Source organism: Streptococcus sp. k-378 (assembly GCF_013277505.1).
GTDB lineage: Bacteria > Bacillota > Bacilli > Lactobacillales > Streptococcaceae > Streptococcus > Streptococcus pseudopneumoniae.
Genome location: NZ_VMNC01000108.1, coordinates 1 through 25,186 on the forward strand (window position 1 = coordinate 1; position 25,186 = coordinate 25,186).

The 25,186-nt window shown below is 42.3% G+C and carries 25 protein-coding genes; 22 read left to right on the forward strand and 3 right to left on the reverse strand.

What is annotated here, in order from left to right; genetic code table 11:
• Positions 1-303 precede the first annotated feature (303 nt).
• The 9 genes from HT719_RS09585 to whiA all read left to right on the forward strand — a co-directional run bounded on the left by HT719_RS09585 (position 304) and on the right by whiA (position 6,703).
• Positions 304-822, forward strand: coding sequence for a Dps family protein (locus HT719_RS09585; protein ID WP_000229861.1), 519 nt, complete (start codon positions 304-306; stop codon positions 820-822).
• A gap of 129 nt (positions 823-951) precedes the next feature.
• Positions 952-1,458 (forward strand): dihydrofolate reductase, encoded by a 507-nt coding sequence (locus HT719_RS09590; RefSeq protein ID WP_172929038.1) that lies wholly within the window; start codon positions 952-954, stop codon positions 1,456-1,458.
• Positions 1,458-1,628: a hypothetical protein gene (locus HT719_RS09595; RefSeq protein WP_000442276.1), complete on the forward strand. Its 171-nt coding sequence runs from the start codon at positions 1,458-1,460 to the stop codon at positions 1,626-1,628. Before HT719_RS09590 ends, HT719_RS09595 begins: the two co-directional genes overlap by 1 nt.
• 31 nt (positions 1,629-1,659) lie before the next feature.
• Positions 1,660-2,892, forward strand: a complete 1,233-nt coding sequence (clpX, locus tag HT719_RS09600) for an ATP-dependent Clp protease ATP-binding subunit ClpX (RefSeq protein ID WP_000106354.1) — start codon at positions 1,660-1,662, stop codon at positions 2,890-2,892.
• An 8-nt stretch (positions 2,893-2,900) separates the two neighbouring features.
• Positions 2,901-3,488 (forward strand): ribosome biogenesis GTP-binding protein YihA/YsxC, encoded by a 588-nt coding sequence (gene yihA / locus HT719_RS09605; protein ID WP_069681450.1) that lies wholly within the window; start codon positions 2,901-2,903, stop codon positions 3,486-3,488.
• 10 nt (positions 3,489-3,498) lie between these two features.
• A complete protein-coding gene (locus HT719_RS09610) occupies positions 3,499-3,879 on the forward strand; it encodes a RidA family protein (protein ID WP_069681451.1) in 381 nt (126 codons plus the stop codon).
• 51 nt (positions 3,880-3,930) lie between these two features.
• Positions 3,931-4,821, forward strand: coding sequence for an RNase adapter RapZ (gene rapZ / locus HT719_RS09615; protein ID WP_172929040.1), 891 nt, complete (start codon positions 3,931-3,933; stop codon positions 4,819-4,821).
• On the forward strand, positions 4,818-5,795 hold the full coding sequence (locus HT719_RS09620; RefSeq protein ID WP_172929042.1) for a YvcK family protein: 978 nt from the start codon (positions 4,818-4,820) through the stop codon (positions 5,793-5,795). Before rapZ ends, HT719_RS09620 begins: the two co-directional genes overlap by 4 nt.
• Complete coding sequence (whiA, locus tag HT719_RS09625) at positions 5,792-6,703, forward strand: DNA-binding protein WhiA (protein WP_172929044.1); 912 nt, start codon at positions 5,792-5,794, stop codon at positions 6,701-6,703. The genes HT719_RS09620 and whiA overlap by 4 nt, the downstream gene beginning before the upstream one ends.
• 207 nt (positions 6,704-6,910) lie before the next feature.
• On the opposite strand, the gene HT719_RS09630 is transcribed toward whiA, so the two are convergent.
• Together HT719_RS09630 and HT719_RS09635 are read right to left on the reverse strand one after the other, a co-directional pair.
• Entirely contained in the window at positions 6,911-7,486 is a 576-nt protein-coding gene (locus HT719_RS09630; protein ID WP_000593540.1) for a hypothetical protein, read from the reverse strand.
• A 549-nt stretch (positions 7,487-8,035) separates the two neighbouring features.
• Complete coding sequence (locus HT719_RS09635; RefSeq protein ID WP_172929046.1) at positions 8,036-9,001, reverse strand: NAD(P)/FAD-dependent oxidoreductase; 966 nt, start codon at positions 8,999-9,001, stop codon at positions 8,036-8,038.
• A 135-nt stretch (positions 9,002-9,136) separates the two neighbouring features.
• Here HT719_RS09635 and cdaA point away from each other — a divergent pair, with 135 nt between their 5' ends.
• The 8 genes from cdaA (at position 9,137) to HT719_RS09675 (ending at position 17,543) form a co-directional block, all read left to right on the forward strand.
• Positions 9,137-9,994 carry a diadenylate cyclase CdaA gene (gene cdaA / locus HT719_RS09640; protein ID WP_001011065.1) on the forward strand — a complete coding sequence of 286 codons (858 nt, stop codon included), beginning with the start codon at positions 9,137-9,139 and terminating at the stop codon, positions 9,992-9,994.
• Positions 9,981-10,760, forward strand: coding sequence for a CdaR family protein (locus tag HT719_RS09645; RefSeq protein ID WP_050261745.1), 780 nt, complete (start codon positions 9,981-9,983; stop codon positions 10,758-10,760). Before cdaA ends, HT719_RS09645 begins: the two co-directional genes overlap by 14 nt.
• Positions 10,761-10,784: 24 nt before the next feature.
• Positions 10,785-12,137, forward strand: coding sequence for a phosphoglucosamine mutase (glmM, locus tag HT719_RS09650; RefSeq protein ID WP_172929048.1), 1,353 nt, complete (start codon positions 10,785-10,787; stop codon positions 12,135-12,137).
• 73 nt (positions 12,138-12,210) lie between these two features.
• The gene (locus tag HT719_RS09655) at positions 12,211-12,585 is read left to right on the forward strand and encodes a DUF1149 family protein (RefSeq protein WP_001050094.1); all 375 of its coding nucleotides are present in this window, start codon (positions 12,211-12,213) and stop codon (positions 12,583-12,585) included.
• Between the two features lies 1 nt (position 12,586).
• Positions 12,587-13,435 carry a DegV family protein gene (locus HT719_RS09660; protein ID WP_000762177.1) on the forward strand — a complete coding sequence of 283 codons (849 nt, stop codon included), beginning with the start codon at positions 12,587-12,589 and terminating at the stop codon, positions 13,433-13,435.
• A gap of 276 nt (positions 13,436-13,711) precedes the next feature.
• Positions 13,712-14,479: a 4-hydroxy-tetrahydrodipicolinate reductase gene (gene dapB, locus HT719_RS09665; protein ID WP_000027869.1), complete on the forward strand. Its 768-nt coding sequence runs from the start codon at positions 13,712-13,714 to the stop codon at positions 14,477-14,479.
• Positions 14,476-15,675 (forward strand): CCA tRNA nucleotidyltransferase, encoded by a 1,200-nt coding sequence (locus tag HT719_RS09670; protein ID WP_023937398.1) that lies wholly within the window; start codon positions 14,476-14,478, stop codon positions 15,673-15,675. Before dapB ends, HT719_RS09670 begins: the two co-directional genes overlap by 4 nt.
• A complete protein-coding gene (locus tag HT719_RS09675) occupies positions 15,672-17,543 on the forward strand; it encodes an ABC-F family ATP-binding cassette domain-containing protein (RefSeq protein WP_166731104.1) in 1,872 nt (623 codons plus the stop codon). The genes HT719_RS09670 and HT719_RS09675 overlap by 4 nt, the downstream gene beginning before the upstream one ends.
• A 36-nt stretch (positions 17,544-17,579) precedes the next feature.
• Here the strand turns inward: HT719_RS09675 and mntE are convergent, their stop codons facing one another.
• A complete protein-coding gene (gene mntE, locus HT719_RS09680) occupies positions 17,580-18,764 on the reverse strand; it encodes a CDF family manganese efflux transporter MntE (protein ID WP_050261740.1) in 1,185 nt (394 codons plus the stop codon).
• Positions 18,765-19,071: 307 nt separating this feature from the next.
• Between mntE and HT719_RS09685 the strand changes: the two genes are divergently transcribed.
• The 5 genes from HT719_RS09685 to HT719_RS09705 all read left to right on the forward strand — a co-directional run bounded on the left by HT719_RS09685 (position 19,072) and on the right by HT719_RS09705 (position 25,138).
• On the forward strand, positions 19,072-21,768 hold the full coding sequence (locus HT719_RS09685; protein ID WP_172929049.1) for a cation-translocating P-type ATPase: 2,697 nt from the start codon (positions 19,072-19,074) through the stop codon (positions 21,766-21,768).
• Between the two features lie 12 nt (positions 21,769-21,780).
• Positions 21,781-22,578: a glutathione-dependent disulfide-bond oxidoreductase gene (gene yghU / locus HT719_RS09690; RefSeq protein WP_001277397.1), complete on the forward strand. Its 798-nt coding sequence runs from the start codon at positions 21,781-21,783 to the stop codon at positions 22,576-22,578.
• A 222-nt stretch (positions 22,579-22,800) separates the two neighbouring features.
• Complete coding sequence (locus HT719_RS09695) at positions 22,801-23,211, forward strand: peptide deformylase (RefSeq protein ID WP_000412227.1); 411 nt, start codon at positions 22,801-22,803, stop codon at positions 23,209-23,211.
• Between the two features lie 11 nt (positions 23,212-23,222).
• Positions 23,223-24,818 (forward strand): hypothetical protein, encoded by a 1,596-nt coding sequence (locus HT719_RS09700; RefSeq protein ID WP_000822860.1) that lies wholly within the window; start codon positions 23,223-23,225, stop codon positions 24,816-24,818.
• 155 nt (positions 24,819-24,973) lie between these two features.
• A complete protein-coding gene (locus HT719_RS09705; RefSeq protein WP_000508264.1) occupies positions 24,974-25,138 on the forward strand; it encodes a YczI family protein in 165 nt (54 codons plus the stop codon).
• Positions 25,139-25,186: the final 48 nt, after the last annotated feature.

A 25,186-nucleotide genomic window follows, 5' to 3' on the forward strand; every position in this document is an offset into this window, starting at 1 on the left:
TGAACTTGAAATTTGGCCTTGGGGAATTTCTTCAAACCACATCAGCGTGCTCAGTTCTACCTGCGACCTCAAAACTTGTGCTTTGGTCAAGATGGGTTTGGCTTCCTAGTTTGCTGATGGATTTCCATGGACTATAAGCATCCAGACCTCTTTTTCGTCTTCTAAAGAATTCTTAAATTATCAGTCTATTGCAACTTTTCTCATGTGGGTCATTTGGCTTGCTATTATCTTTCCTTAGTAGTATACTAAGGTAGTAATCATTAAGAAGTGGTTACATAAAAATAATGAATGAGGTAAAATAAAATGGTAGAATTGAAAAAAGAAGCAGCAAAAGATGTCGCAACATTAACAAAAGCAGCGCCAGTAGCATTGGCAAAAACAAAGGAAGTATTGAACCAAGCTGTTGCTGATTTGTACGTAGCCCACGTTGCTTTGCACCAAGTACACTGGTATATGCGTGGACGCGGTTTTATGGTATGGCATCCAAAAATGGATGAGTACATGGATGCTCTTGACGGTCATTTAGATGAAATCAGCGAACGATTGATTACACTTGGAGGTAGCCCATTCTCTACATTGACAGAGTTCCTTCAAAACAGTGAAATCGAAGAAGAAGCTGGTGAATACCGTAATGTTGAAGAAAGTTTGGAACGTGTTCTAGCTATTTATCGCTACCTCATCACTCTTTTCCAAAAAGCGTTGGATGTGACTGACGAAGAAGGCGATGATGTTACAAACGATATTTTTGTTGGTGCTAAGGCTGAACTTGAGAAAACAGTTTGGATGCTTGCAGCAGAACTTGGACAAGCACCTGGTTTGTAAGAAATAAGGTAACATAGATAAATCTGTAGGAAATTTCTTACAGATTTTTTCTATTTTGTAAGCTATTCCAAACCAGTCTTTTTTTGAGTTTTTTGATAAAATAGTACTATCAGTGAAAAGGATGGAAGCATGACTAAGAAAATCGTAGCTATTTGGGCCCAGGACGAAGAGGGTGTGATTGGTAAGAACAATCGTCTGCCTTGGCATTTGCCGGCAGAATTGCAACACTTTAAAGAAACAACTCTGAATCATGCTATCTTGATGGGGCGGGTAACCTTTGATGGAATGGGACGTCGTCTGCTTCCAAAACGGGAGACCTTGATTTTGACTCGTAATCCAGAAGAAAAGATAGATGGGGTGGCTACTTTTCAGGATGTCCAGTCTGTCTTGGACTGGTATCAGGTTCAAGAAAAGAATCTCTACATTCTCGGTGGGAAGCAGATTTTTCAGGCTTTTGAGTCCTATTTGGATGAAGTGATTGTCACTCACATTCATGCTCGGGTGGAGGGGGATACCTATTTTCCTGAGGAGTTTGACTTATCTCTTTTTGAGACAGTTTCAAGCAAATTTTACGCCAAAGATGAGAAAAATCCTTATGATTTTACCATCCAATACCGCAAGAGAAAGGAAGTCTAATGGAACGGAGTTTATTTGGTTTATTCACGGCTTTTCTGTGTTTCATCTGCCTTCTGGCAGGAGCACAGGCTTTTCGTAAAAAGCGTTACGGGCTTTCTATCCTCCTTTGGTTAAATGCCTTTACCAATCTGGTCAATAGTATTCATGCTTTTTACATGACCTTATTTTAGATAGAATGACAGTATAGAATGGAAGGAAATCATGTCTACAAATAGAAAAAATGATATGATGGTTTATTGCTCATTTTGTGGCAAAAGCCAAGAAGAAGTACAAAAAATAATCGCTGGCAACAATGCTTTTATTTGTAATGAGTGCGTGGAGTTAGCTCAAGAAATTATTCGAGAAGAATTGGTTGAGGAAGTCTTGGCAGACTTATCTGAGGTACCAAAACCAATCGAACTCCTCCATATCTTGAATCACTATGTAATCGGTCAAGATCGTGCCAAACGTGCTTTAGCAGTAGCAGTATACAACCACTACAAACGCATCAATTTCCACGATACGCGTGAAGAGTCAGAAGATGTGGATTTGCAGAAGTCAAACATCTTGATGATTGGCCCAACTGGTTCAGGGAAAACATTCCTTGCCCAGACCTTGGCTAAGAGCTTGAATGTGCCTTTTGCGATTGCGGATGCAACAGCTCTGACGGAGGCTGGTTATGTAGGTGAGGACGTGGAAAATATCCTCCTCAAACTCCTGCAGGCCGCTGACTTTAATATCGAGCGTGCAGAGCGTGGCATTATCTACGTGGATGAAATTGACAAGATTGCTAAGAAGAGCGAGAACGTGTCTATCACACGTGATGTTTCTGGTGAAGGGGTGCAACAAGCCCTTCTCAAGATTATCGAGGGAACTGTTGCTAGCGTACCGCCTCAAGGTGGACGCAAACATCCACAACAAGAGATGATTCAAGTGGATACCAAAAATATCCTCTTCATCGTGGGTGGTGCCTTTGATGGCATTGAAGAAATCGTCAAACAACGTCTGGGTGAAAAAGTCATCGGATTTGGTCAAAATAATAAAGCGATTGATGAAAATAGCTCTTACATGCAAGAAATCATCGCGGAAGATATTCAAAAATTCGGGATTATTCCTGAGTTGATTGGACGCTTGCCAGTCTTTGCGGCTCTTGAGCAATTGACGGTTGATGACTTGGTTCGTATCTTGAAAGAGCCAAGAAATGCCTTGGTCAAACAATACCAAACCTTGTTATCTTATGATGATGTCGAGTTAGAATTTGACGACGAAGCCCTACAAGAGATTGCTAATAAAGCCATCGAACGGAAGACAGGGGCGCGTGGACTTCGCTCCATCATCGAAGAAACAATGCTAGATGTCATGTTTGAAGTACCGAGTCAGGAAAATGTGAAATTGGTTCGCATCACAAAAGAAGCTGTCGATGGAACGGATAAACCAATCCTAGAAACAGCCTAGAGGTGACTATGGAACTGAATACACACAATGCTGAAATCTTGCTCAGTGCGGCCAATAAATCCCACTATCCGCAGGATAAACTGCCAGAAATCGCTCTTGCAGGGCGTTCAAATGTTGGCAAGTCCAGCTTTATCAACACCATGCTGAACCGTAAGAATCTGGCTCGTACGTCAGGGAAACCTGGGAAAACCCAGCTTCTCAACTTCTTTAACATTGACGACAAGATGCGCTTTGTAGATGTGCCTGGTTATGGCTATGCCCGTGTTTCTAAAAAGGAACGTGAAAAGTGGGGGCGCATGATTGAGGAGTACCTAACGACTCGGGAAAATCTCCGTGCGGTTGTCAGTCTAGTTGACCTCCGTCATGACCCGTCAGCAGATGATGTACAGATGTACGAATTTCTCAAGTACTATGAGATTCCGGTTATCATCGTTGCGACCAAGGCGGACAAGATTCCTCGTGGTAAATGGAACAAGCACGAATCAGCAATCAAAAAGAAATTAAACTTTGACCCAAGTGACGACTTCATTCTCTTTTCATCTGTCAGCAAGGCAGGGATGGATGAGGCTTGGGATGCAATCTTAGAAAAATTGTGAGGAAAAGAAAATGGCAAAAACAATTCATACAGATAAAGCCCCAAAGGCTATCGGACCATATGTTCAAGGAAAAATCGTTGGCAACCTTTTGTTTGCTAGTGGTCAAGTTCCTCTCTCTCCTGAAACTGGGGAAATCGTTGGAGAAACGATTCAAGAACAGACAGAGCAAGTCTTAAAAAACATCGATGCTATTTTGGCAGAAGCAGGAACAGACTTTGACCATGTTGTCAAAACAACTTGCTTCTTGAGCGATATGAACGACTTTGTTCCTTTTAATGAGGTTTACCAAACGGCCTTTAAAGAGGAATTTCCAGCTCGTTCAGCTGTGGAGGTAGCTCGTCTTCCTCGTGATGTAAAAGTCGAAATTGAAGTCATCGCAGAGATTGGATAAGCTAGTTGAAGTTTGGTGTTGCCAAACTTCTTTTGATATAAGGAGAAAAAGATGACAAAGAAACAACTTCACTTGGTGATTGTGACAGGGATGAGTGGTGCAGGGAAAACAGTTGCCATTCAGTCCTTCGAAGATTTGGGTTATTTTACTATTGATAATATGCCGCCAGCTCTCTTGCCTAAGTTTTTGCAGCTGGTGGAAACAAAGGAAGACGACCATAAGTTGGCTTTAGTAGTGGATATGCGTAGCCGTTCTTTCTTCTCGGAGATTCAAGCTGTTTTGGATGAGTTGGAAAATCAAGATGATTTGGATTTCAAAATCCTCTTTTTGGATGCAGCCGATAAGGAATTGGTCGCTCGTTACAAGGAAACCAGACGGAGTCACCCACTAGCAGCAGATGGACGGATTTTGGATGGAATCAAGTTGGAACGTGAACTTTTGGCACCTTTAAAAAATATGAGCCAAAATGTGGTGGATACAACTGAACTCACTCCTCGTGAGCTGCGTAAAACCCTTGCAGAGCAGTTTTCAGATCAAGAACAAGCCCAGTCTTTCCGTATCGAAGTCATGTCTTTTGGTTTTAAATATGGAATCCCGATTGATGCGGACTTGGTCTTTGATGTCCGTTTCTTGCCAAATCCCTACTACTTACCAGAACTGCGTAATCAAACGGGAGTGGATGAACCAGTGTATGACTATGTCATGAATCATCCTGAGTCAGAAGATTTTTATCAACATTTGTTGGCCTTGATTGAGCCGATTTTGCCAAGTTACCAAAAGGAAGGGAAGTCTGTTTTGACTATTGCCATTGGATGTACGGGTGGGCAACACCGTAGTGTGGCTTTTGCCAAACGCTTGGCGCAGGACTTATCCAAGACTTGGCCTGTCAATGAAGGGCATCGCGACAAAGACCGAAGAAAGGAAACGGTAAACCGTTCATGAGAAAACCAAAGATAACGGTGATTGGTGGAGGTACTGGGATCCCCGTCATTCTTAAAAGTCTGCGGGAAAAAGATGTGGAAATCGCGGCTATCGTAACGGTGGCAGATGATGGTGGTTCTTCAGGTGAACTCCGAAAAAATATGCAACAATTGACACCGCCAGGTGATCTTCGTAATGTCCTTGTGGCCATGTCGGATATGCCTAAGTTTTATGAAAAGGTCTTTCAGTATCGCTTTTCTGAAGATGCTGGAGCCTTTGCTGGACATCCATTGGGAAATCTCATTATTGCAGGTCTGTCAGAAATGCAGGGTTCGACCTATAATGCCATGCAGTTGCTGAGCAAATTTTTCCATACGACTGGGAAGATTTATCCTTCCAGTGACCATCCTTTGACCCTGCATGCAGTCTTTCAGGATGGGACAGAAGTGGCTGGAGAGAGTCATATTGCAGACCATCCAGGCATGATTGACCATGTCTATGTGACCAATACCCTCAACGATGATACGCCTCTGGCCAGTCGTCGAGTAGTGCAGACCATTCTTGAAAGTGACATGATTGTCCTAGGGCCTGGCTCTCTCTTTACCTCTATTTTGCCCAATATTGTCATTAAGGAAATTGGGCAGGCGCTTTTGGAAACTAAGGCAGAAATCGCCTATGTCTGCAATATCATGACCCAACGTGGGGAGACAGAACACTTTACAGATAGTGATCATGTGGAGGTCTTGCATCGTCATCTTGGTCGCCCTTTTATCGATACTGTCTTGGTAAATATCGAAAAAGTGCCTCAGGAATACATGAATTCCAACCGGTTTGATGAATACTTGGTGCAGGTGGAACATGATTTTGCAAGTCTTTGTAAGCAAGTTCCGCGCGTGATTTCATCCAACTTCCTCCGTCTGGAAAATGGTGGTGCCTTCCACGATGGGAATTTGATAGTGGATGAGTTGATGCGGATTATACAGGTGAGAAAATGAGTTTCACAGTAGCAGTAAAAGAAGAAATCCTAGGTCAGCACCATCTAAGCCGGCATGAATTATCTGCCATTATCAAGATGTCTGGTAGCATCGGTCTCTCGACCTCGGGCCTGACCTTGTCCGTCGTGACAGAAAATGCCAAACTGGCTCGTCACCTCTATGAGTCCTTTCTCCATTTCTATGAAATCAAATCGGAAATACGTCACCACCAAAGAAGCAATCTCCGCAAGAATCGGGTCTATACCGTTTTTACAGATGAAAAGGTGCAGGATTTGTTAAGTGATTTGCACTTGGCAGACTCCTTCTTTGGTCTGGAAACAGGTATTGATGAGGCGATTTTATCGGATGAGGAAGCAGGTCGTGCCTATCTCTGTGGTGCTTTCTTGGCAAATGGAAGCATTCGTGACCCTGAGTCAGGCAAGTATCAGTTGGAAATCAGTTCTGTTTATCTGGACCACGCGCAAGGGATTGCCTCCCTTCTCCAGCAGTTTTTACTGGATGCCAAGGTGCTTGAACGCAAGAAGGGAGCTGTGACCTATCTCCAGCGTGCCGAAGATATTATGGACTTTCTTATAGTAATCGGAGCCATGAAGGCGCGTGATGATTTTGAGCGGGTTAAGATTTTGCGGGAAACTCGTAACGATCTTAATCGAGCCAATAATGCCGAGACAGCTAATATTGCTCGGACAGTTTCTGCCAGCATGAAGACTATCAACAATATCAGCAAAATCAAAGATATTATAGGCTTAGAAAATCTGCCAGTGGATTTGCAGGAAGTAGCGCAGTTGCGGATTCAGCACCCAGACTACTCTATCCAACAGTTGGCAGATAGCCTCAGCACCCCTCTGACCAAAAGTGGTGTCAACCACAGACTCAGAAAAATAAATAAATTAGCTGATGAACTATAAAACCAGGCTCTTGTTTTGCGAGGTTCTTTTTTGAAATAAAAAGAGGTTGGGCAAAAAGCAATGTCATTAAGTTAAGAAATTTGGCTCTTTAAAATCAAAAACGCATAATATCCGGTGTTGACTTGAACCGTAATACTATGCGTTTTATTGTGAGAAAATTTATTTCATTTTCTCCTGAAATTGAGTTTTTACCCAGTCTCTAATGAGTTATTTCCAAGTGACCAGTTCGCTCCAAACGCTAACATTCGATATAGTAGAGGTTTCACCAGCTGGAACCCATTTGTTGGTGCCTAAGTATCTAACTTCTAGTTTACGAACGTTTACTGTGTAAGATGCTTTTAGTCTAATATAACCATAAGTGTAGGGTGGTACGTTATGGGAGACTGAGTGATTTAAACTAAGTCCAGCTCCAGACTCCGGAGCAGAAAAGCTAACACCTGCACCTACAGTCAGAGTAGCTCCAGCTTTTCCACCATAGGCAGTTGAACTTACAGGACCTGATGTGGTGCTTTTCTTGTAAGAGTGAGAGTATTTAGTTCTATAGTCTGCAACACCAGTTGCATTAGAACGAGTCTGATACGTAGATTTAGACTCTAAATAGGCGTCTCTAAGTTCAGTCGTATAAAATGACAATAACTCTCCTGTGTTGATATCTTTTACAATACGATTAGATACAATTTCATAATTTGTACCAGGATAGACATCAGCAAAAACCGTAGATGTTGTGACTAAGAATAATAGACTTGATAGTAGAGAGAAAAACAATAGTTTCAGTTTAATCATAACAAATTTCCTTTCTTCATGAGTAAAAGATTATTTTTTCAATCCTTTGAAAGTTATAATGCAACCCGAAATAATACTGAGAGTTCCTACAGGTCTCCAATATAGTTGCCAAAAGAATAAATTTATTCTTTCTTTCAGTGTCGCATAGGGTTCGGCATAATAGGGGTTGATGTGAAATAATAAAAAACCAAAACATAAAACTATGATTCCAGTTAAGAATAAAATGTCCTTATTTACTTTCCTCATAAAACCTCCTTTTATTTTATTTAAAGCGCTTTCTATTATTAGTATACGTCAAAAAAAGAAAAAAACAAGTCTATTTATTTATTTTTTTATATGGTATAATAGAATAGTTGGAGAGTTTTTATATAGCTTTAAAAGGCTGATATGAATACTTTGTATAATCTAATGATTCTTCAAAAAATTTCTTATTCAAACAAGAGCAAAGAGAAGGTGGGCTGCATATCAGAAGTTAGATGTATTTCTGTCTAACTTTTGAGGTGTAGTTCATTTTAAAACCACGAATCCTATGTGACTCGTGGTTCTTTTTTATAAACTAGTAGAGTGTTTTGGTTGTACTTTTTGCTCAGGGTCGATGTAGTTGATAGCATTATTGACAGCAGTTGGAGCTTCTCCGAGACCTGTCGCAATCAAGTCAATTTTTCCGTCATAGTAGCAGCAGTCACCGATAGCATAGATACCTGCTTGGCTAGATTCTTGTTTGCTGTTGACGATAATCTTGTGGCGGTTGAGGTCGAGCCCCCAGTTTTTAAGATTACCGACCGAAGATTTGAAACCATAGTTGACAAAGAGGTGGTCTAGGTCAATCGTTTCGGTTTCATCAGATTTGACTTTTGTGATTTCAAGTTTATCGAGTGCTTTTCCATCTCCAAGGAGTTGGCTAGGAACGAATGGTGTCTTGATGGTCACAGATGATTCTTGCAAGGCTTGAACGCTGTGTTCCAAGGCACGGAAATTATCTCTGCGGTGAACAAGGGTAGTTGGTGCGATTTTTTCAAAAGCCAAAGTCCAATCCACAGCCGAATCTCCCCCACCAAGAATCGTCACTTTCTTACCAGCGTATTGCTGAATGTTAGAAACGTGGTAGTGGATATTTTCATAGCTCTCAACCCCTTCAAGTTCCAGCGGACGTGGTTTGAAGGCACCGCCACCCATAGCGATGATAACTGTTTTAGTCAGGTGACTTCCTTTAGAAGTTGTGATGGCAAATTCTTCTTGTTTGTCAATCTCAAGAACCGTTTCATTGAGATGAATAGGGGTATCAAAGCTGTTTAGCTGTTCAATCAAGCGGTTAGTCAATTCTTCTCCAGTCAGGTTTGGGAAGCCTGGTACGTCTAGGATTTCCTTTTCAGGGTAGAGAATAGCAGGTTGTCCACCTAGCTGGGGAAGAGAGTCGATGATTTGAACCTTGGCTTGGCGTAGGTGGGCATAAAAGGCTGCAAAAAGCCCGACAGGACCACCACCCACAATGGTAATATCATAGAGTTGAGACATAGTTTCTCCTTTGTTTTTTCTAGTCAGTTTATTTTATCATATTTTTGTTCAATGTAAAATGGACTAGGATAGGGAAAAAAATGCCAGAAAATGGTATAATAGGATGAAAGTGTTTTGATAGGGAGGATATCAGGGATGAATTTTCAACAATTATCCAATCTGCAATATTGGACCAGTTTGTTTGCAAGTCCATGGACGATAGCTATCAATCTGATTGATATTTTGATTGTTGCTTATATTTTATACCATTTTACAAAAGCTATTGCAGGAACCAAGATTATGATTTTGGTACGTGGAGTTTTGGTGTTTATTTTAGCTCAAATCCTTGCAAATATGATTGGTTTGACTACGATTTCTTGGTTAATCAATCAAATTATTACTTATGGGGTTATTGCGGCGGTTGTTATCTTCTCTCCAGAGATTCGGACTGGTTTGGAACGTTTGGGAAGAGCGACAGATTTCTTTTCCAATGCCCCTATTAGTGCTGAGGAACAGATGATTCGTGCCTTTGTTAAGTCTGTTGAATACATGAGTCCTCGTAAAATCGGGGCCTTGGTTGCTATTCAGCGTGTACGTACCTTGCAGGAGTATATTTCGACAGGAATTCCCTTGGATGCTAAGATTTCTGCAGAACTTCTCATTAACATTTTTATTCCCAACACTCCCCTACATGATGGTGCGGTGATTATCAAAGAAGAACGTATTGCTGTGACGTCTGCCTATCTGCCCTTGACAAAAAACACAGGGATTTCCAAGGAATTTGGGACCAGACACCGGGCGGCTATCGGTTTATCAGAAGTCTCAGATGCCTTGACTTTTGTCGTATCAGAGGAAACGGGAGGAATTTCGATAACCTATAATGGAAGCTTTAAGCACAACCTAACACTTGATGAATTTGAAACAGAATTACGTGAAATCTTACTTCCAAAAGAGGAAGCGGGTCTTAGTTTTAAAGAACGATTGCTAGGAGGATGGAAACATGAAAAAAAATAGTTTATATATCATATCCTCACTCTTTTTTGCTTGTGTCTTATTTGTCTATGCTACGGCGACGAATTTTCAAAACAGTACCAGTGCTAGGCAGGTAAAAACGGAAACCTATACGAATACAGTAACAAATGTCCCTATCGACATCCGCTATAATAGTGATGAGTATTTTATTAGCGGTTTTGCTTCAGAAGTATCAGTGGTCTTGACTGGTGCAAATCGCCTATCGCTAGCTAGTGAAATGCAAGAAAGCACACGTAAATTCAAGGTTACTGCTGACCTAACAGATGCCAGTGTTGGAACGATTGAAGTTCCTTTGAGCATTGAAGATTTACCCAATGGGCTGACCGCTGTGGCGACTCCGCAAAAAATTACAGTCAAGATTGGTAAGAAGGCTCAGAAGAATAAGGTAAAGGTTGTACCAGAGATTGACCCTAGTCAAATTGATAGTCGGGTACAGATTGAAAATGTCACGCTGTCAGATGAAGAAGTGTCGATTACGAGTGACCAAGAGACATTGGATAGAATTGATAAGATTATCGCTGTTTTGCCAACTAGCGAACGCATAACAGGTAATTACAGTGGTTCGGTACCTTTGCAGGCAATCGACCGCAATGGGGTTGTCTTACCAGTAGTTATCACTCCCTTTGATACAACAATGAAGGTCACTACAAAACCAGTAGCACCAAGTTCAAGCACATCAAATTCAACTACAAGTAGTTCATCGGAGACATCTTCGTCAACGAAAGCAACTAGTTCAAAAACGAATTAAAAATAGAAAAAGGATTTTATAAAAATGGGTAAATATTTTGGGACTGATGGAGTCCGTGGAGAAGCTAACGTAGAACTTACTCCGGAATTAGCCTTTAAACTAGGACGTTTTGGAGGCTATGTTCTCAGTCAACATGAAACGGAAGCACCGAAAGTCTTTGTAGGACGTGACACACGTATTTCAGGGGAAATGCTAGAATCTGCCTTGGTAGCAGGTCTCCTTTCAGTTGGTATTCACGTATACAAACTAGGTGTTCTGGCAACACCAGCAGTAGCTTACTTGGTAAAAACTGAGGGAGCTAGTGCGGGTGTCATGATTTCTGCTAGCCACAACCCAGCCCTTGATAATGGGATTAAGTTCTTTGGTGGTGATGGCTTCAAACTAGATGATGAAAAAGAAGCAGAAATTGAAGCCTTGCTAGATGCTGCGGAAGACACTCTTCCTCGTCCAAGTGCAGAAGGCTTAGGAACCTTGGTAGATTATCCAGAAGGCTTACGTAAGTATGAAGGCTACCTTGTTTCAACTGGAACTCCTCTTGAAGGAATGAAGGTTGCCTTGGATACAGCTAATGGTGCAGTTTCTACAAGTGCCCGTCAAATCTTTGCAGACCTTGGTGCTCAGTTGACTGTTATAGGGGAAACACCAGATGGTCTTAACATCAACCTTAATGTTGGTTCAACCCATCCAGAAACCCTTCAAGAAGTGGTCAAAGAAAGCGGCTCAGCTATTGGTTTGGCCTTTGATGGAGACAGTGACCGTTTGATTGCTGTTGATGAAAATGGCGACATCGTCGATGGTGACAAGATTATGTACATCATTGGGAAATACCTTTCTGAAAAAGGACAATTGGCTCAAAATACAATTGTGACAACTGTTATGTCTAACCTTGGTTTCCACAAGGCCTTGGATCGCGAAGGTATTAACAAGGTAGTCACTGCAGTTGGCGACCGCTACGTTGTTGAAGAAATGCGAAAATCAGGCTACAACCTCGGTGGTGAACAATCTGGGCACGTTATCTTGATGGACTACAATACAACAGGTGATGGTCAATTATCCGCTGTCCAATTGACAAAAATCATGAAGGAAACTGGTAAGAGCTTGTCAGAGTTGGCAGCAGAAGTAACCATCTATCCACAAAAATTAGTCAATATCCGAGTGGAAAATGCCGTGAAGGAAAAGGCTATGGAAGTGCCAGCTATCAAGGCTATCATCGAGAAGATGGAAGAAGAAATGGCAGGGAATGGTCGTATCTTAGTACGCCCAAGTGGAACAGAGCCCCTCTTGCGTGTTATGGCAGAAGCGCCTACCACAGAAGAAGTTGACTACTATGTTGATACCATCGCAGACGTAGTTCGAGCTGAAATTGGGATGGACTAAAACTTAGAAAACTAGATGAAAATAAAAAATTATGGTACAATAGCTTATAATATTGTAGCCGAGGGAGAAAGATATGAATCTTAAACGTGAACAAGAATTTGTTAGTCAGTATCATTTTGATGCGCGTAATTTTGAATGGGAAAATGAAAATGGAGCTCCTGAAACTAAGGTGGATGTGAACTTCCAATTGCTCCAACATAATCAAGAAAATCAAGTGACTTCCTTGATTGTCATCTTGACATTTATGATTGTATTTGATAAGTTTGTCATCAGTGGAACCATTTCACAGGTAAATCATATCGATGGCCGTATTGTCAATGAACCAAGTGAATTGAGCCAAGAAGAAGTGGAAACTTTGGCTCGTCCATGTTTGAATATGCTCAACCGTTTGACTTACGAAGTAACTGAAATTGCATTAGACTTACCAGGAATCAATTTGGAGTTCTAATATGAAACTAGCTGTTATCACAGATTCTTCTGCCTATCTCAGTGCAGAGACCTTGCAAAGAGAAGATTTGTATGTCTTGGATATTCCTGTCAATATTGATGGTGAGGAGTATGTCGAAGGCATCAATCTGACTGCTGAGGAATTTTACCCAAAAATGGCTCAGGCTTCTGAATTGCCTAAGACCAGTCAACCAAGTATTGCCAAGTTAGATGAGATCTTAACTTCGCTCAAAGAACAAGGTTATACACATGCCTTAGGGCTGTTCCTATCTTCTGGAATTTCAGGTTTTTACCAAAATATTCAGTATATGGTGGATGACTATGAAGGTTTAACCATTGCTTTCCCAGACACTTTGATTACAAGCGCTCCCCTAGGCATCATGGTTGAAAGCGTCTTTAACTGGCGAGATCAGGGCGATGATTTTGCTATCATTCAGGATAAGCTAGCTATTCAAATCAGCCGTACGTCAGCTTTTATCATGGTAGATGACCTGGATCATTTGGTAAAAGGTGGGCGCCTTTCAAATGGGGCTGCCATTTTGGGCAATTTGCTTAGCATTAAGCCAATCCTTTATTTTAACGATCAAGGTGTGATTGAAGTTTACGAAAAAGTTCGTACGGAAAAGAAAGCAACCAAGCGCTTGATTGAAATCATCAAGGAAACAACGGCTTCAGGCCAATATCGGGTCATTGTCATTCATGGGAATGCTCCTGAAAAGGCTGAAGAATTGCGTCACCACTTGATTGAATCTGGAGTGGGTACGGATATTTCACTAGCTACATTTGGTAGTGTCATTGGAACCCACCTAGGAGCAGGAAGTATTGCTCTAGGTTATATTCCAGTGATTTAGTTGGCACTTTTAGACTAGTTAAGATGCCTTGTATCTTAGCAATTGAACACGGACTACCTGCCTCTTGAAAAAAGATGCCTGTCTTGCCTTTCGTGGGAAGTCAGCGTCATTCCCTATTTTTCATGGGCAGCTAAGGTCCTTTGTATCTTGATAATTGAACACGCCTGGAACCCTGTGTGAAAAAGATAGTTCTTCCAAGGAGTAGACACTTCTTGATCAGAATTCCTATTTTCACTTTGTGTTCTTACAGGCTTTGTATCTTAGACAGGAGTAGAGATGAGTATTCGAGTAATTATTGCTGGTTTTAAGGGAAAGATGGGTCAAGCTGCTTGTCAGATGGTCTTGGCTGATCCAGACTTGGACTTGGTAGCAGTTTTGGATCCTTTTGAGTCTGAGTCAGAATGGCAGGGAATTCCTGTTTTCAAGGATAAGGCTGATTTAGCAGGCTTTGAAGCGGATGTTTGGGTAGATTTTACAACTCCAGCTGTTGCCTATGAAAATACACGCTTTGCTCTTGAAAATGGCTTTGCTCCAGTAGTTGGAACGACTGGCTTCACGAGTGAAGAAATTACAGAGCTAAAAGTATTTTCTCGTGCCCAAGATTTGGGTGGCTTGATCGCTCCCAATTTTGCCTTGGGTGCTGTCTTGCTTATGCAATTTGCAAGGCAGGCTGCTAAATATTTCCCCAATGTGGAGATTATCGAGCTCCATCATGACAAGAAAAAGGATGCTCCGAGTGGAACAGCTATTAAAACGGCTGAGTTAATGGCAGAAGTTCGAGAGTCTATTCAGCAAGGTGCGCCTGATGAGGAAGAATTGATTGCAGGTGCCCGTGGTGCTGACTTTGATGGCATGCGGATTCACTCAGTTCGTTTACCAGGCTTGGTAGCCCATCAGGAAGTCATCTTTGGCAATCAGGGAGAAGGATTGACGCTCCGTCATGACTCCTATGATCGCAGCTCCTTCATGACAGGGGTGAATTTGGGAATTAAAGAAGTTGTCAAGCGTCATGAGCTTGTCTATGGATTAGAACACTTATTATGAGATTAACGCAAATGCCTTCTGAATTTCAGAAGGCTTTACCAGTATTAGAAAAAATTAAAGAAGCAGGTTTTGAGGCCTATTTTGTTGGAGGTTCTGTTCGAGATGCCCTTCTCAATCGCCCTATCCATGATGTGGATATTGCGACGTCTTCTTATCCAGAAGAGACCAAGCAGATTTTTCCGCGAACAGCCGATATCGGAATCGAGCATGGAACCGTCTTGGTCTTAGATGGGGATGAGGAGTATGAGGTAACCACCTTTCGGACAGAGGATGTCTATGTGGACTATCGCAGACCCAGTGCGGTTTCTTTTGTTCGCTCGCTAGAAGAAGACCTTAAGCGCCGTGATTTTACAGTCAATGCCTTTGCCTTGGATGAGACAGGGGAAATCATTGACTTGTTTCATGGTTTAGAAGATTTGGAAAAGCAAGTCTTACGAGCGGTTGGAGTGGCTAGTGAGCGTTTCAACGAAGATGCTCTACGAATTATGCGTGGTTTCCGTTTTCAGGCTAGTCTTGGCTTTGAATTTGAGCCAGAAACCTTTAAAGCTATGAAGACATTGACGCCACTTTTGGAGAAAATTTCTGTGGAGCGTACCTTCGTTGAGTTTGATAAACTCTTGCTGGCTCCATTTTGGAGAAGGGGCTTGGCTTCCATGATTGAGAGTCAAGCTTATGACTATCTCCCTGATCTGGCATCTAGCCAAGACAAACTTAACAGACTGTTTGATTTAGAGACTGATTTCACCTTTGAATCTTCAGAGCAAGCTTGGGCGGCTCTACTGTGGGCTTTGGAGATTGAAAATGCGCAGCCATTTTTGAAAGCTTGGAAGACCTCACGTCAGTTTGCCAAGCAAGTTCAGGATTTGCTGACTATTTTGGCCTTGCGTGAAAAGGGAGAATTGAGCAAGCGCGATTGTTATCGCTTTGACTTGGAGTTGCTTTTACAGGCTGAAAATCTTCGTCAGACCCAGGGAAAACCAGTCAACCCACAAGTCATAACAGAAACCTATCAGAGTTTGACCATTCATGATAAGAAAGAAATTCAGATTAATGGTGGCGTTTTGATTAAGGAATATGGCTATCAACCAGGTCCAGATTTGGGAGAGATTTTAACAGAGATTGAATATGCCATTGTCGATGGAGAATTGGAAAATAACCGTCAAGCCATCCATGCTTATCTAAGGGAGAAAAAATGAGTGATTTTATCGTTGAAAAACTAAGTAAATCCGTCGGTGACAAGACCGTTTTTAAGGATATTTCCTTTATTATCCATGACCTAGACAGAATTGGTTTGATTGGTGTCAATGGGACTGGCAAGACCACCCTTTTAGATGTCCTTTCTGGTGTTTCTGGCTTTGATGGGGATGTCAGTCCTTTTTCAGCAAAGAACGATTACCAGATTGGCTACTTGACCCAGGACCCTGATTTTGATGATAGCAAGACGGTCTTGGATACGGTTCTCTCCAGCGACCTCAAGGAAATCCAGCTCATTCGTGAGTACGAATTGATCATGCTCAACTATAGTGAGGACAAGCAGGCTTGTTTGGAACGTGTCATGGCAGAAATGGACTCTCTCCAAGCTTGGGAAATTGAGAGTCAGGTCAAGACGGTTCTTAGCAAGCTGGGGATTCAGGACTTATCTACTCCAGTTGGAGAATTGTCAGGTGGTCTGAGAAGACGAGTTCAGTTGGCGCAAGTTCTTCTTGGTAATCACGACCTCTTGCTGCTGGACGAGCCGACCAACCATCTGGATATTGCGACTATTGAGTGGCTGACCCTCTTTTTGAAAAATTCTAAGAAGACGGTTCTCTTTATCACCCATGATCGCTATTTCTTGGACGCTTTGTCAACTCGGATTTTCGAATTGGATCGCGCAGGCTTGACCGAGTACCAGGGAAATTATCAGGACTATGTTCGCCTTAAGGCGGAACAGGATGAGCGTGACGCAGCTCTTCTCCACAAAAAAGAACAACTTTATAAGCAAGAATTGGCCTGGATGCGCAGGCAACCGCAGGCGCGTGCGACCAAGCAGCAGGCTCGTATCAATCGTTTCCACGACCTGAAAAAGGAAATTTCAGGCGGCGTTGCTGAAACAGACTTGACCATGAACTTTGGAACCAGTCGGATTGGGAAGAAAGTCATCGAGTTTCAGGATGTTTCCTTTGCCTATGAAAACAAGCCTATTTTGCAAGATTTTAATCTCTTAGTGCAGGCCAAAGACCGTATTGGAATCGTTGGTGACAACGGTGTTGGGAAATCAACTCTCCTTAACTTGATTGCAGGCATTCTTGAGCCGACAGCAGGACAAGTTGTGATTGGGGAAACTGTTCGTATCGCCTATTTCTCTCAGCAAATTGAGGGTTTGGATGAAAGTAAGCGAGTGATCAATTACTTGCAGGAAGTGGCAGAAGAGGTCAAGACCAGCGGTGGTTCTAGTACTTCGATTGCAGAGTTGCTGGAGCAGTTCCTTTTCCCACGTTCGACGCATGGAACCTTGATTGAGAAATTGTCTGGTGGAGAGAAAAAACGTCTTTATCTCCTCAAACTGCTCTTGGAAAAACCAAATGTTCTTCTCTTGGACGAACCGACCAATGATTTGGACATTGCAACTTTGACAGTTTTGGAGAATTTCTTGCAAGGCTTTGCTGGTCCAGTTTTGACTGTTAGTCACGACCGCTATTTCTTGGATAAGGCAGCGACTAAGATTCTCGCTTTTGAGGATGGCAAGATTCGTCCTTTCTTTGGTCATTATACCGACTATCTTGATGAAAAAGTCTTTGAAACAGAGATGGCCAATCAAGTGCAAAAGGCTGAAAAGGAGAAAGTGGTCAAGGTTCGTGAAGGCAAGAAACGCATGACCTACCAAGAAAAGCAGGAGTGGGCAAGCATTGAAGGCGATATTGAAGCCTTGGAAAACCGTATCGCTGCTATTGAAGAGGAAATGCAGGCTAACGGCTCTGACTTTGGTAAGCTGGCTACTCTCCAAAAAGAATTGGATGAGAAAAATGAAGCACTCCTTGAAAAATACGAACGCTATGAGTATCTCAGTGAATTTGATAGTTAGAAGAATAGAAAAATCCCGTCTCATGACAGGATTTCTCTATTCTTTTTTTGTTTCCTGGTGGAAGACATTTTGCCAAGTTTCGTGGCGACGCCAGATACTGGTATGGACGATACCATCTAATTCATAGCAGATGAGTTTGGTCTTTTGACTGATGGAAGTGATTTGGATGTCCTTGATAGCTGAATTCAAGTCTTTTTCTGCTTTATAGGCCTCTTTATCCATCTGCTTTCCGTCTTGGCGAATATAGACAAAATCATCAGCCAATAGTTCTTCCAGTTGATTTCCTTGGTCAATCAATTGTTCACGCATAAGCAATTTCTTATAGACATTGTCTAAAATTTCATCCTCAGGGATAGGCGCTGGCTCAATATGGACATCGGTATCAAAAACCCCAAAACGTTCCTCCAGCATAGACTCGACCTGATCCGCGATTTCATGACTCTCAAAAACAGACAGGTCAGGGTTCATCTCTAGCGTAATATCCAGGTAGATGTTGCTACCGTAGGTACGACCTCTTTGGGACTTAACCTTGCTGATTTTGGGAATTTCCATGATGGCCTTTTGATAATCCTCAAGCAGACGGTCGTCAAAGCCATCCGAAAGGCTAAAGGAAGACTCGATGAAGATATCATAGGCAGTCTTCAAGATAAAGAAAGTGATGATGATAGCAACCAGTTTATCCACAATGGGATAATTGAAACTACTAGCTAGGATGGCAATGGTAGTACCAAGTGAGGTAACAGCATCAGAAAGATTGTCCTTTGCTGCGGCCTTCAGTGCTTTGGAGTTGGATTTCTTACTGAGGCGAGTATTGTAGAGATAGACCACAAACATGATTGCTGCAGACATAATTCCTAGAGTTGCACCCAGAGAATCAATGACCGTTTCTTCCCGACTGAGAATCTTTTGAATGGTATCCCTTAGAACATCAAAGCCAACATAGAACATGATGATGGAAGTGATTAAGCTAGCCAAATCCTCAATCTTCCAGTGGCCAAAACGGTGGTCTCGGTCAGCAGGCTGGCGTGCCATCCTGATTCCAATCAAGAGGGCCACATTTCCAATGATGTCCGACACGTTGTTGAAACCATCGGCCACCAAACTGGATGAATGAAGAAGATGGCCAGTAGCCAATTTCGCTGCAGACAAGAGCAGGTAGGTTGAAATACTGATAATGGCACCACGTTCAGCTAACTTGAGATTTGAGATAGATTGCTTCATTCAACTTCCTTTCTAGTCATATAGCATTCTACCATTATACTGGTTTTCAAGGGAAAATTCAAATAAGGTAGTTTTTACTCTTTTAAAACTCCCCAAAATTTGGTATAATAGTACTACTCAAGGGAGTAGCTGGCAGAAACCTGTGATAGTGTCGTCATTCCGAATTTTATACTGAAAAGTATGTTTTCCGGCCCTATCTTAAACAGCGAGACTTGTTATGATTAACAGGTCTCTTTTTGTTTGTCGTGAAAAGATGCGATGAGGGAAAAGAGAGTCTGTTTTGCACACAATGTCAAGGAGGAGACACATGTCAAAAGAACAAGAACGCCAAGCGTTTTACACTCAGAGTCCTGAAGAGGTCTTGAAGGCTGTGGATGCGACCGAGCAAGGTTTGTCATCAAGTGAGGCGGAAAAGCGCCTTGCCGAATTTGGCCACAATGAACTCGAAGAAGGCGAGAAACGATCAATCCTGGTCAAATTCATCGAGCAATTTAAGGATTTGATGATTATCATCCTAGTTGCAGCAGCAATCTTGTCAGTCGTGACTTCTGGTGGGGAAGATATCGCAGATGCCATTATCATTTTAGCCGTGGTTATCATTAACGCTGCCTTTGGTGTTTACCAAGAAGGAAAAGCAGAAGAAGCTATCGCAGCCCTCAAATCCATGTCTAGTCCAGCTGCCCGCGTTCTGCGTGATGGGCACATGGCTGAGATTGACTCTAAAGAATTGGTACCAGGCGATATCGTTGCCCTTGAAGCTGGTGACGTAGTACCAGCAGACCTACGTTTGCTAGAAGCCAACTCTCTTAAGATCGAAGAGGCTGCTCTGACAGGTGAGTCTGTACCGGTTGAAAAAGACTTGACAGTCGAGCTTGCGACAGATGCTGGTATTGGTGACCGTGTCAATATGGCCTTCCAAAACTCAAACGTAACCTACGGTCGTGGGATGGGAGTTGTTGTCAATACAGGTATGTACACGGAAGTTGGTCATATTGCGGGCATGCTTCAAGACGCTGATGAGACGGATACACCCCTCAAACAAAACTTGAACAACCTTTCTAAGGTCTTGACCTATGCAATCTTGGTCATTGCCCTTGTTACTTTTGTAGTGGGTGTCTTCATTCAAGGGAAGGATCCACTTGGTGAGTTGTTGACTTCTGTTGCCCTTGCCGTTGCAGCCATTCCAGAAGGGCTTCCTGCTATCGTGACCATCGTTCTTTCCCTTGGTACTCAAGTTTTAGCCAAACGACATTCCATCGTTCGTAAGTTGCCAGCAGTTGAAACACTTGGTTCAACTGAAATCATCGCTTCTGATAAGACTGGTACGCTGACCATGAACAAGATGACGGTTGAAAAAATCTTCTACGATGCAGTCCTACATGACTCAGCTGATGACATTGAACTGGGTCTTGAAATGCCCCTCCTTCGTTCAGTTGTCTTGGCCAATGATACGAAAATCGATGTGGAAGGCAACCTGATTGGTGATCCAACCGAAACAGCCTTTATCCAGTATGCCTTGGACAAGGGCTACGATGTCAAAGAATTTTTAGACAAATATCCTCGTATGGCGGAGTTGCCATTTGACTCTGACCGTAAGCTCATGTCAACAGTTCATCCACTTGCAGATGGACGCTTCCTCGTAGCTGTTAAAGGTGCGCCAGACCAACTCTTGAAACGTTGTGTTCTTCGTGATAAGGCTGGGGATATTGCTCCGATTGATGAGAAGGTCACAAACCTCATTCATACAAACAACTCTGAAATGGCTCATCAAGCCTTGCGTGTCCTTGCAGGTGCGTATAAGATTATCGATAGCATTCCAGAAAACCTCACTTCTGAAGAGCTGGAAAATAATTTAATCTTCACTGGTTTGATTGGGATGATTGATCCTGAACGTCCTGAAGCCGCTGAGGCTGTTCGTGTGGCTAAGGAAGCTGGAATTCGTCCAATCATGATTACAGGTGACCACCAAGACACCGCAGAAGCTATTGCCAAACGTTTGGGAATCATTGATGCAAACGATACAGAAGACCACGTTTTAACTGGTGCTGAGCTCAACGAATTATCTGATGAAGACTTTGAAAAAGTTGTTGGTCAATACTCTGTTTATGCCCGTGTGTCTCCAGAGCACAAGGTTCGTATCGTCAAGGCTTGGCAAAAACAAGGTAAGGTCGTTGCCATGACAGGTGACGGTGTCAATGATGCCCCAGCTCTGAAAACAGCAGACATCGGTATCGGTATGGGAATCACTGGTACAGAGGTTTCTAAGGGGGCTTCTGATATGATTCTTGCAGATGATAACTTTGCGACTATTATCGTCGCAGTGGAAGAAGGACGTAAGGTCTTCTCAAACATTCAAAAGACTATTCAGTACCTACTTTCTGCCAATACTGCTGAAGTATTAACCATCTTCCTATCAACCTTGTTTGGTTGGGATGTCTTGCAGCCAGTTCATCTTTTGTGGATCAACTTGGTAACAGATACCTTCCCAGCAATTGCTCTAGGTGTTGAACCTGCTGAGCCTGGTGTCATGAACCATAAACCACGTGGACGCAAGGCAAGCTTCTTCTCAGGTGGTGTTTTGAGTTCTATCATCTATCAAGGTGTACTCCAAGCAGCTATTGTTATGAGTGTTTATGGTCTTGCCCTTCTTTACCCAGTTCACGTGGGTGACAATCATGCCATTCATGCGGATGCCCTTACTATGGCCTTTGCAACCCTTGGTTTGATTCAGCTCTTCCATGCCTACAATGTCAAGTCTGTTTACCAATCCATCTTGACAGTCGGCCCATTCAAGTCTAAGACCTTTAACTGGTCTATCTTGGTATCCTTCATCCTTCTTATGGCAACAATTGTCGTAGAACCGCTTGAAGGAATCTTCCACGTAACCAAACTAGACTTGTCACAATGGGGAATCGTTATGGGCGGAAGCTTCTCAATGATTATCATCGTCGAAATCGTTAAGTTTGTTCAACGTAAACTCGGTTTTGATAAGAATGCGATTTAAGGGAGGTTTCGGATGTCAGCATATCAATTACCGACCGTATGGCAGGATGAAGCTAGTAATCAAGGAGCCTTTACGGGCTTAAATAAACCAACAGCAGGTGCCCGTTTCGAACAAAACTTGCCAAAAGGAGAACAAGCTTTTCAGCTTTATTCACTGGGAACACCAAATGGTGTGAAGGTCACTATCTTATTGGAAGAATTACTAGAGGCTGGTTTTAAGGAAACGGCTTACGACTTGTATAAGATTGCTATCATGGATGGGGATCAATTTGGTTCAGACTTCGTAAAGCTCAATCCAAATTCCAAGATTCCAGCCTTGTTGGACCAGTCAGGAACTGAAGAAGTAAGAGTCTTTGAATCTGCTCATATTCTCCTTTATCTTGCTGAGAAATTTGGAGCCTTTCTACCAAGTAATCCTGTGGAAAAGGTAGAAGTTTTGAATTGGCTATTCTGGCAAGCTGGTGCTGCACCTTTTCTAGGTGGGGGATTTGGACATTTCTTTAATTATGCCCCTGAAAAATTGGAATATCCTATTAACCGTTTTACGATGGAAGTGAAACGCCAGTTGGATTTATTGGATAAGGAATTGACTCAGAAACCTTATATTGCAGGCAATGACTATACGATTGCAGATATTGCCATCTGGTCTTGGTATGGACAGTTAGTTCAAGGAAAACTTTACCAAGGTTCTGCAAAATTCTTGGATGCCTCAAGTTACCAGAATTTAGTAAAATGGGCAGAAAAAATTGCCAATCGTCCAGCTGTTAAGCGTGGGATGGAAGTAATTTATAAAGAAATTAATACTCTTTGAAAATCTCTTCAAACCACGTCAGCGTCGCCTTGCCGTATATANNAGTGTTTTGAGCAACCTGTGCTAGCTTCCTAGTTTGCTTTTTGATTTTCATTGAGTATAAGTAGCAAAAAAGTCATCTTCGGATGGCTTTTTGCTACAGTTGAGGGAAAGGGCTTGCAGTTATCGGCTTTTATGCTATAATTGTTATAATATAGTAAAAAACAAGAGGAGTGTGAGGAAGTGGAAAAGAAAATTGTAAAAGATATTTTGTTTTTATCTCAGGTATCTCAGCCGGCAAGTCAGGAAGACCTTTATCTTGCCAGAGATTTGCAGGATACACTCTTAGCAAATCGTGAGACCTGCATTGGTCTAGCTGCCAATATGATTGGGGTGCAAAAGCGCGTGATTATCTTTAATCTTGGCTTGGTTCCCGTGGTCATGTTTAACCCAGTGCTTCTGTCCTTTGAAGGATCCTATGAGGCAGAAGAAGGCTGTTTGTCCTTGGTAGGTGTGAGATCAACTAAGCGTTATGAAACCATAAGGCTTGCCTATCGTGACAGCAAGTGGCAGGAACAGACCATTACCTTGACAGGCTTCCCAGCTCAGATTTGCCAGCATGAGCTGGATCACTTGGAAGGACGAATCATTTAGGAGGAAAGCAAATGAAACGAATAGTCTTTGAACTTATTTTTATCGCAACGACCTGGTATATCTTTTTACCGCCCCTTAACCTGACCAGCTGGGAATTTCTCTTCTTCCTCTGTGGGCATTTGTTAGTTGTGGCAATCTTATTTGGCTTTGGCAAGGGGATAAACCTTGTCAAAACGGTTCATGTGCGCCACGGTAAGGCGGAAGCTGCCTTAAATCTTGAGGGTTTCAAAATCAATCGGTTAGGGAAAATTCTGTTAGCTTCGATTGGAGGAATTCTTCTCTTGGCAGCTTTGGTTTCCTTGGTAACTTCCAGCATGTTTCAGGCTAAAAATTATGCCAATGTAGTCACGGTTACGGAAAAAGACTTTACTGAATTTCCTAAGAGTGACACCAGTAAGGTTCCTATCCTAGATAGAAGTACTGCTGAAAAAATTGGAGACCGCTACTTGGGTTCCCTAACCGATAAGGTGTCGCAATACGTAGCGGCAGATACCTATACCCAATTGACAATTGATGGGAAACCTTATCGGGTCACACCACTAGAATATGCAGACCCTATCAAATGGTTTAACAATCAAGCCAAGGGAATCGGTGAGTATATCAAGGTGGACATGGTAACTGGAAATGCGGACTTGGTGGACTTGAAGACACCAATCAAGTATTCGGACTCGGAGTATTTTAACCGTGACGTCAAACGTCACCTGCGCTTGAAGTACCCAACTAAAATCTTCAAGACTCCATCTTTTGAGGTGGACGATGAGGGTAATCCTTTCTATGTAGCAACGGTTTACCAAAAGCAATTTGGACTTGCGGTTCCTCGTCCTGCTTCAGTCATTATCTTGGATGCTACAAATGGAGAAACCAAGGAATACAGCTTATCAGATGTTCCAGAATGGGTGGATAGGATCTATCCAGCAGAGGAAACCATTGAGCAAATCAACTACAACGGCAAGTACAAGGACGGTTTCTTGAATGCCATGATTTCCAAGAAAAACGTGACCCAGACTACCAATGGCTATAATTACTTGTCTATCGGTAATGACATCTATCTCTACACAGGTGTGACGTCGGCTAATGCGGATGAGAGTAATCTTGGTTTCATCCTTGAAAATATGCGAACAGGAGAAATTACTAAGTATAGCTTGGCTTCTGCGACAGAAGAATCAGCCCGTGAATCAGCAGAAGGTGCTGTTCAGGAGAAATCCTACAAAGCAACCTTCCCAATCCTCATCAACCTCAATGACAAGCCTTTCTACATCATGGGTTTGAAGGACAATGCTGGCTTGGTCAAAGAGTATGCTCTAGTAGACGCAGTCGAGTACCAAAATGTTATCGTAGCTACTACAGTGGAAGAGATGCTCAGCAAGTATGCCAATAAAAACGACCTTGAAATTGACAATGCAACGACAGAAAGCATCAAGGGAGTAGTAGCAGACCTCAAATCAGCTGTTATCAAGGGCGACACCGTCTACTTCTTTAAAGTTGATGGCAAGATTTACAAGGTTAAGGCCTCAGTATCAGATGACCTTCCTTACCTTGAAAATGGTAGAACCTTCGAAGGTCAAGTAGGAAAAGACAGCTATCTCAAGACCTTTAAAGTACAGTAATACTCTGCGAAAATCTCTTCAAACCACGTCAACTTTATCTGCAACCTCAAAGCTGTGCTTTGAGCAACCTGCGNNTTTTCATTGAGTATAAAAAAGGTTTATTTAAGAAATATATGTTATAATAAAATAAATTAAGACTAATGGAGGACAAAGAAATGGGTTTTTATTTGATGCTTGCTTCAATGCTACTTGGACTGCTCGCTTTGAAGATAGGTTTTTCTCAGTTCAAGGAGAAAAAAGATAAATTCTTATCTATCTTAACAAGTTTAGCTGGCGCAGCCCTTGTTCTCGTGGCTATCTGGTTAGGATGGCCCAAATAAATAGAGAAGCCTCGGTCAAACCGAGGTTTTTCATACTCTTCGAAAATC